Raw genomic sequence first — 6,354 nt, 5'->3', positions numbered from 1 at the left:
CTCCAGGCTCCGGCCAAGCAGCTTTATCGCGAGCAACGCGAAATGGTCGGTCAGCGCAGTCTTGCCGATGAAGACATGCTGTTGCGGCAGATTGGGGTCTTCACCGCGCCGCATGGCGGTGAAGGCCTCGATCGCATGGGTCAGCGCGTCAGCGCCGGCGATCGCGGTCAGGCCAGGCGGACAGGTCATTGTCAACTCGGGATCGCACAGAGCGACGGCGGCGATAAGGTGAGGGCTCGATATGCCGACCTTGAGCGTCCGGTCCGGGTCGGAAATCACCGCGACCGGCGTCACCTCGGAGCCGGTGCCGGCCGTGGTGGGCACGGCGATCAGCGGCAGTGTCGGACCCGGCACCTTGAACTCCCCGTAATAGTCCTGGAGCTTGCCGCCATGGCTGAGAAGCAGGGTGGTGCATTTGGCGAAATCGAGACAGCTGCCGCCGCCGATGCCGATCACCATGTCCGGTCTGAACCCCTTCGCTTCCTCGACACAGATGCCGACCGTGTCGCGTGGCACGTCGGGCAGAACATGATCATGTACCAGAACCTCGATCGAGGCTGACTGAAGGGACTTGATGATGTCGGCGAATACCATTGTGCCCGCGAAACGCTCATCGGTGCAGACCAGCGCGCGTCGGCCGAACCGGGCGGCGACCGTCGGCAGCACATGGCGCTGCCCTTTCCCGAACAGGATTTCACGCGGCAACCGCAGGGCGGCGAAGAGGGTCATGATCGGTCCTTTGACGGCGGCTGACTGGAAACGGAGGCATTGAACTGGGCTTGGATCGGACGGTCTAAGAGCGTGTCTCTCGCCCCTAAAAAATATCCGCTTTAAAATCGTATAGGATATAGGATTGCATCGACGAGACCATCGTGTTAGCAGTCCTCACTGTCAAGAGGCAAAATATGCAGACCGCAAACTTACCCGACCCAAGCGACGCCACCATTGGAGCTGGTCGCATCCAGCGCGCCAACAGTCTCGTCGAAGATGTCTATGAAGCCATCTTCGCGCAGTTGATGGCGCTGAAAATCCCGCCAGGCTCACGCATTACAGTCGATAGCCTGGTCAAGGAATTCAACGTCTCGCACACGCCGATCCGCGAAGCCCTTGGCCGGCTCGAAGGCGAAGGCCTCGTGCTCAAGACGCATTTGATCGGTTATCGTGCCGCACCCCAGATCACCCGGCGCCGTTTCGACGAATTGTACGAAATGCGTCTGCTGCTCGAACCGCACGGCGCCGCGAAGGCCGCCGCAATGATGGACGAGGCCAAGTTCAATGTGTTGCTCGAAGCCGCCGGCGTGATGTCACGCCGCGAAGGCAAGGATGATCGCGTACGCTATTCGAACTTCGCCAGGCAGGATGCGATCTTCCACGACAAGATCTTGGAGTTTTCTCAAAACGAACTCATCCGCGAGACGTTGAGCCACCAGCACACGCACTTCCACATCTTCCGCCTGATGTTTCATGCACGTGTGACCGAAGAGGCACTTGACGAACACGAGGCGATTCTTGCCGCGTTCGGCTCTGCCGATCCCGATGCCGCCGCAAAGGCGATGCGCATCCATATAGAGCACTCGCGCGATCGCCTGCTCCCGGCATTCGATTGAGGTCGAAACGGATGTCCATTGCCGCGAATATCGCCGGGGAGGGCGGGAGCACGTTGTCCAGCAATGCGCATGGTTCGCTCGAACCGGTGCTGCGCGCCCAGCAATTGTCCAAGCAATACGGCCCGGTGACGGTGTTGTCGGACGTCACCCTAGACGTCCTCCCTGGTGAGATCCACGCCATCATTGGCGAGAACGGTGCCGGCAAGTCGACGTTGATGCGGCTGTTGTCCGGCTATGTCGAGCCAAGCCACGGCACATTGTCGATGAACGGACACGCGGTGAAATTTGCCAAGCCCAGCCAGGCACAGGATGCCGGTATCGCTTTGGTTCACCAGGAGATCCTGCTCGCCGAGGGGCTCACGGTCACCGACAATCTGTTTCTCGGGCGAGAGCTTTCGCGTGGCCTGGTCGTGGATGACCGCACCATGCGCCGGCTGGCAGCCGAGAAACTGGAGCAGATCGGTTGCGTGGTCTCGCCGAGGGCACTGGTGCGCGACGTCTCGCTGGCAGACCGGCAGATGGTGCAGATCGCTCGTGCTCTGCTTGACGACTATAAATTGGTTATCTTCGACGAGCCGACCGCCGTTCTGACCGGTGGCGAGGTCGAGCGCCTGCTGGAGATCGTCCTGCGACTGAAGGCTCACGGCACCGCCGTGCTGTATATCAGCCACCGGTTGGACGAGGTGCAACGGGTGGCCGACAAGGTGACCGTTCTGCGCGACGGCAAGATGGTCGGCACCTATCCCGGCAAGACGCTGAGCCAGATGGATATGGCGCGGCTGATGGTCGGTCGCGAACTGACCGCACTCTATCCTGAAAGGACCGCAGCGCCTTCGGATGTACCGATGCTGAGCGTGAGGAACGCCTCCGTTCCCGGCTATGCGGAGGACGTGTCGTTCACGGTCCACAAAGGCGAGATCCTCGGGTTCGCCGGCATGGTCGGCGCAGGCCGAACCGAACTCTTCGAAGGCATTATCGGCCTGCGCCCGTCGGCCGCCAAGGTCGAACTTGAGGGCAAGTCGATCCATTTCCAATCGCCGCGCGCGGCGATCGACGCCGGCGTCGGTTACCTGACCGAGGATCGCAAGGGCAAGGGACTGCTGCTGCAGGAGCACCTGGCGCCTAACCTGACGCTGTCGGCGCTCGGTGTGTTCCATCCCGGCCTCTCGATGGGTCGGCGCAGTGAAGCGAAGGCCCTGGAACAGGCCGTGGAGGCATATGACATCAGGCTGAAGAGCCTCGGCGCCAAAGCGGGCCAGCTTTCCGGGGGCAATCAGCAGAAGCTGCTGCTGGCGAAGGTGCTGCTGACCGATCCTTCGGTGGTCATTATCGACGAGCCCACGCGTGGCATCGACATCGCCAACAAGGCGCAGATCTATGCCTTCATCCAGGAGCTTGTGGCGAAGGGCAAGGCCTGCATCGTCATCTCTTCGGAGATGCAGGAATTGATCGGCATCTGCGACCGCATCCTGGTGATGCGCGAAGGCCGCATCACCGGCGAGGTCAGCGGCGCCGAAATGACCGAAAGCAACGTGGCGGTACTGGCGACCAGTGGCCCCAAGCCAGGGCCAAAAGCCAAGGGAGGCACAGAATGGCTGTCATGACCGAATCCGCACCCAGGCGTCGCGCCCTGGATCTCAATGTCAGTTGGACCGACATCGGACCCTTCCTTGCGCTGGCGGCCCTCCTGGTCGTGGGTTACCTCATCAACCACGATTTCCTGTCCGCCACCAACCTCGCCAACGTCATCACTCGCAGCGCCTTCATCGCCATTATCGCGGTCGGCGCGACATTTGTGATCTCGTCCGGCGGGCTCGATCTTTCCGTCGGCTCGATGGCCGCCTTCATCACCGGCATCACCATCATGTTCATGAACACGGTGGCGCCGCATGCCGGTATCTGGGCTATTCCCGCCGGCATGGCGGTGGCGATCCTGGTCGGCCTGCTGTGCGGGCTTGCCAACGGCCTCATCGTCACGGTCGGCAGGATCGAACCGTTTATCGCCACGCTGGGCACGATGGGGATTTTCCGGGCGCTGATAACCTATCTGACCGACGGCGGCACGATACCGATCGACCGATCGCTGCGCGAGGCCTACCGGCCTGTCTATTTCGGCACGGTTGCCGGCATCCCGGTTCCAATCCTCATATCCATCGCCGTCGCCGCGGTCGCATCCTTCATCCTGTACAAGATGAAATACGGCCGCAAATGCGCGGCGGTCGGCGCCAATGAGGATGTCGCCCGTTATTCCGGCATCTCGGTGATCAGGACACGGACCGTCGCCTATATCGTCCAGGGTGTCTGCGTGGCCATTGCCGCGATCTGCTACGTGCCGCGCCTGGGCGCCGCAACGCCGACGACCGGACAGCTTTGGGAACTGCAGGTCATCACCGCAGTGGTGATTGGCGGCACCGCGCTGCGCGGCGGCAAGGGCCATGTGTGGGGAACAGTCGCCGGCGCCGTCATCCTGGAGCTCATCGCCAACCTCATGGTGCTGTCGGACTTCGTCTCCGAATACCTCGTCGCCGCTGTTCAGGGCGTCATCATCATCATCGCCATGCTCATCCAGCGGTTTTCGAATTCGAAATAGCGCCGCGTCCGGACCACGCGGATCAACGTTCTTGTAGGTCCAAGGGAGAAGACAATGTTCAGTAGAAAATGGATTGCGGCGGCGACACTTGGCGCGCTGCTGCTGGCCGGCCAGGCCATGGCGCAAGACAAGAAGGTCATCGCGGTGTCGATACCGGCAGCCGACCACGGTTGGACGGCGGGCATCGTCTATCACGCACAAGCGGCGGCCAAGGAAATCAATGCTGCGTTCCCGAACGTCGAGGTGGTCGTGAAGACGTCGCCGTCCGCGGCGGAGCAGGTCAGCGCGCTTGAGGACCTGTCGGCCAGCCGCAAGCTGGACGCTTTGGTGATCCTGCCTTACAGCTCGGAAGAGCTGACTCAGCCGGTCAAGGCTATCAAGGACATGGGCACGTTCATCACCGTCGTCGATCGCGGTCTGACTGACGCCTCCGTCCAGGATCTTTACCTCGCCGGCGACAATATCGCGGTTGGCACCAACACAGCCAAGTTCATGATCGACAAGCTCGGCGGCAAGGGCGACGTCGTTGTGCTGCGCGGCATTCCGACCGTCATCGACGACGAGCGCATCAAGGGCTTCCAGGACACGATCAAGGGTACGAACCTGAAAGTCCTCGACATCCAATACGCGCATTGGAACAGCGACGAGGCCTTCAAGCTGATGCAGGACTATTTGGCCAAGTACCCGCATATCGATGCGGTCTGGGCCAATGACGACGACATGCTGCTTGGCGTGCTCGAAGCGGTCAAGCAATCGGGCCGGACCGATATCAAGCTGGCGCTCGGTGGCAACGGCATGAAGGACATCGTCAAGAAGGTGATCGACGGCGACGCCATGACGCCGGTCGAGACGCCATATCCGCCGTCGATGATCAAGACCGCGATCTACATGACCGTCGCCAACCTGATCGGCCAGGCACCCGTCCGTGGCACCGTCAAGCTCGACGCGCCGTTGATCACCCAAGCCAACGCCAAGGAATACTATTTCCCTGACTCGCCATTCTAACCCTATCCGATTTCACCGAAAGGCAGGGCGCGGTCTGCGCCTTGCCTAGCTCAAACACTGAGAGGAAGAGCCATGCCAGGCAAAAAGATACTGATGCTGACCGGTGAGTTCACCGAAGAATACGAAATCTTTGTCTATCAGCAAGCCATGGAAGCCGTCGGCCACACCATCCACGTGGTATGCCCGGACAAGAACGCCGGAGATCTGATCAAGACCTCGCTGCACGACTTCGAGGGCGACCAGACCTACACCGAAAAGCTCGGCCACTATGCGCTGATCAACAAGACTTTCTCGGAAGCTGAGAGGCAGCTCGATCAATATCATGCCGTCTACTGCGCGGGCGGCCGCGGCCCGGAATACATCCGCACCGACAAGCGCGTGCAGGCGATCGTGCGCCATTTCCACGAGGCCAAGAAGCCGATCTTCACCATCTGCCACGGTGTGCAGATCCTGATCGCTGTCGACGGCGTGGTGCGTGGCAAGAAGGTCGCAGCACTCGGCGCCTGCGAGCCTGAAGTGACACTGGCGGGTGGCACCTATATCGACCTGTCGCCGACCGAGGCCTATGTGGACGGGACAATGGTTTCTGCCAAAGGCTGGACGGCGCTTGCTGCGTTCATCCGCGAATGTTTGAAGGTGCTGGGAACGGAAATCCGCCACGCGTAAGCTTCTGGAACCGACGCATTCCCCAAGGGATGCGTCGGTTCTCTTCAATAGCGCCTCCATATCCATATCAATTCGGTCGGGATCGCGGCTGTCGAGCGCACCGGTATAGGCGAGATGCTCAAGGAGTGCCGCCTGGTTGCGCTGCTTTCGTCCTTCTTGTGCTGGCGCGCGGCGCTGTTTCGGCGTCCGGATTAGAGGTCGTGTCGTCGACCGTGCGGCCCGTCGTCGCCCCAAGCGATCACGCTCGGTGCCGAGGTCCGGTGAACAAGTTCCCAGAAAACCTTCTGACAACCGTTCGATCGGCGCTCAGGCGCGACGTCACCATGAAAGCGGGATGCGCCTGAGTTCAGGCCTGCGTCAGTCAAGCTGGCATCGCGGGCAAATGGTCTCCCGGCGTCCGGGTTGGTCATCGGCCTGACGAAAAGAACGGCGTCTAGGAACGATTCCGGCCGGCTGCCGTTGCCTAACATTAGATATCTCTTATGG

Annotated in this window: 6 protein-coding genes; 5 read left to right on the top strand and 1 reads right to left on the bottom strand. The window is 61.1% G+C overall.

What is annotated here, in order from left to right:
• Positions 1–729, bottom strand: a 729-nt coding sequence (locus tag EN749_RS28115; protein ID WP_128364383.1) for an iron-containing alcohol dehydrogenase, incomplete at its 3' end; no start/stop codon positions are given.
• 176 nt (positions 730–905) lie between these two features.
• Between EN749_RS28115 and EN749_RS28110 the strand changes: the two genes are divergently transcribed.
• The 5 genes from EN749_RS28110 (at position 906) to EN749_RS28090 (ending at position 5,868) form a co-directional block, all read left to right on the top strand.
• Entirely contained in the window at positions 906–1,607 is a 702-nt protein-coding gene (locus EN749_RS28110) for a GntR family transcriptional regulator (RefSeq protein WP_127267874.1), read from the top strand.
• An 11-nt stretch (positions 1,608–1,618) separates the two neighbouring features.
• Positions 1,619–3,211 (top strand): sugar ABC transporter ATP-binding protein, encoded by a 1,593-nt coding sequence (locus EN749_RS28105; RefSeq protein WP_127395958.1) that lies wholly within the window; start codon positions 1,619–1,621, stop codon positions 3,209–3,211.
• Entirely contained in the window at positions 3,199–4,197 is a 999-nt protein-coding gene (locus tag EN749_RS28100; RefSeq protein ID WP_127395959.1) for an ABC transporter permease, read from the top strand. Before EN749_RS28105 ends, EN749_RS28100 begins: the two co-directional genes overlap by 13 nt.
• 54 nt (positions 4,198–4,251) lie before the next feature.
• A complete protein-coding gene (locus EN749_RS28095; protein ID WP_023808960.1) occupies positions 4,252–5,202 on the top strand; it encodes a substrate-binding domain-containing protein in 951 nt (316 codons plus the stop codon).
• A 72-nt stretch (positions 5,203–5,274) separates the two neighbouring features.
• The gene (locus EN749_RS28090) at positions 5,275–5,868 is read left to right on the top strand and encodes a DJ-1/PfpI family protein (protein ID WP_013533129.1); all 594 of its coding nucleotides are present in this window, start codon (positions 5,275–5,277) and stop codon (positions 5,866–5,868) included.
• Positions 5,869–6,354: the final 486 nt, after the last annotated feature.

Origin of the sequence: Mesorhizobium sp. M7A.F.Ca.ET.027.02.1.1, assembly GCF_004022985.1 — a bacterium.
Taxonomy (GTDB): domain Bacteria; phylum Pseudomonadota; class Alphaproteobacteria; order Rhizobiales; family Rhizobiaceae; genus Mesorhizobium.
This window is presented reverse-complemented; position numbering and strand designations above follow the sequence as displayed.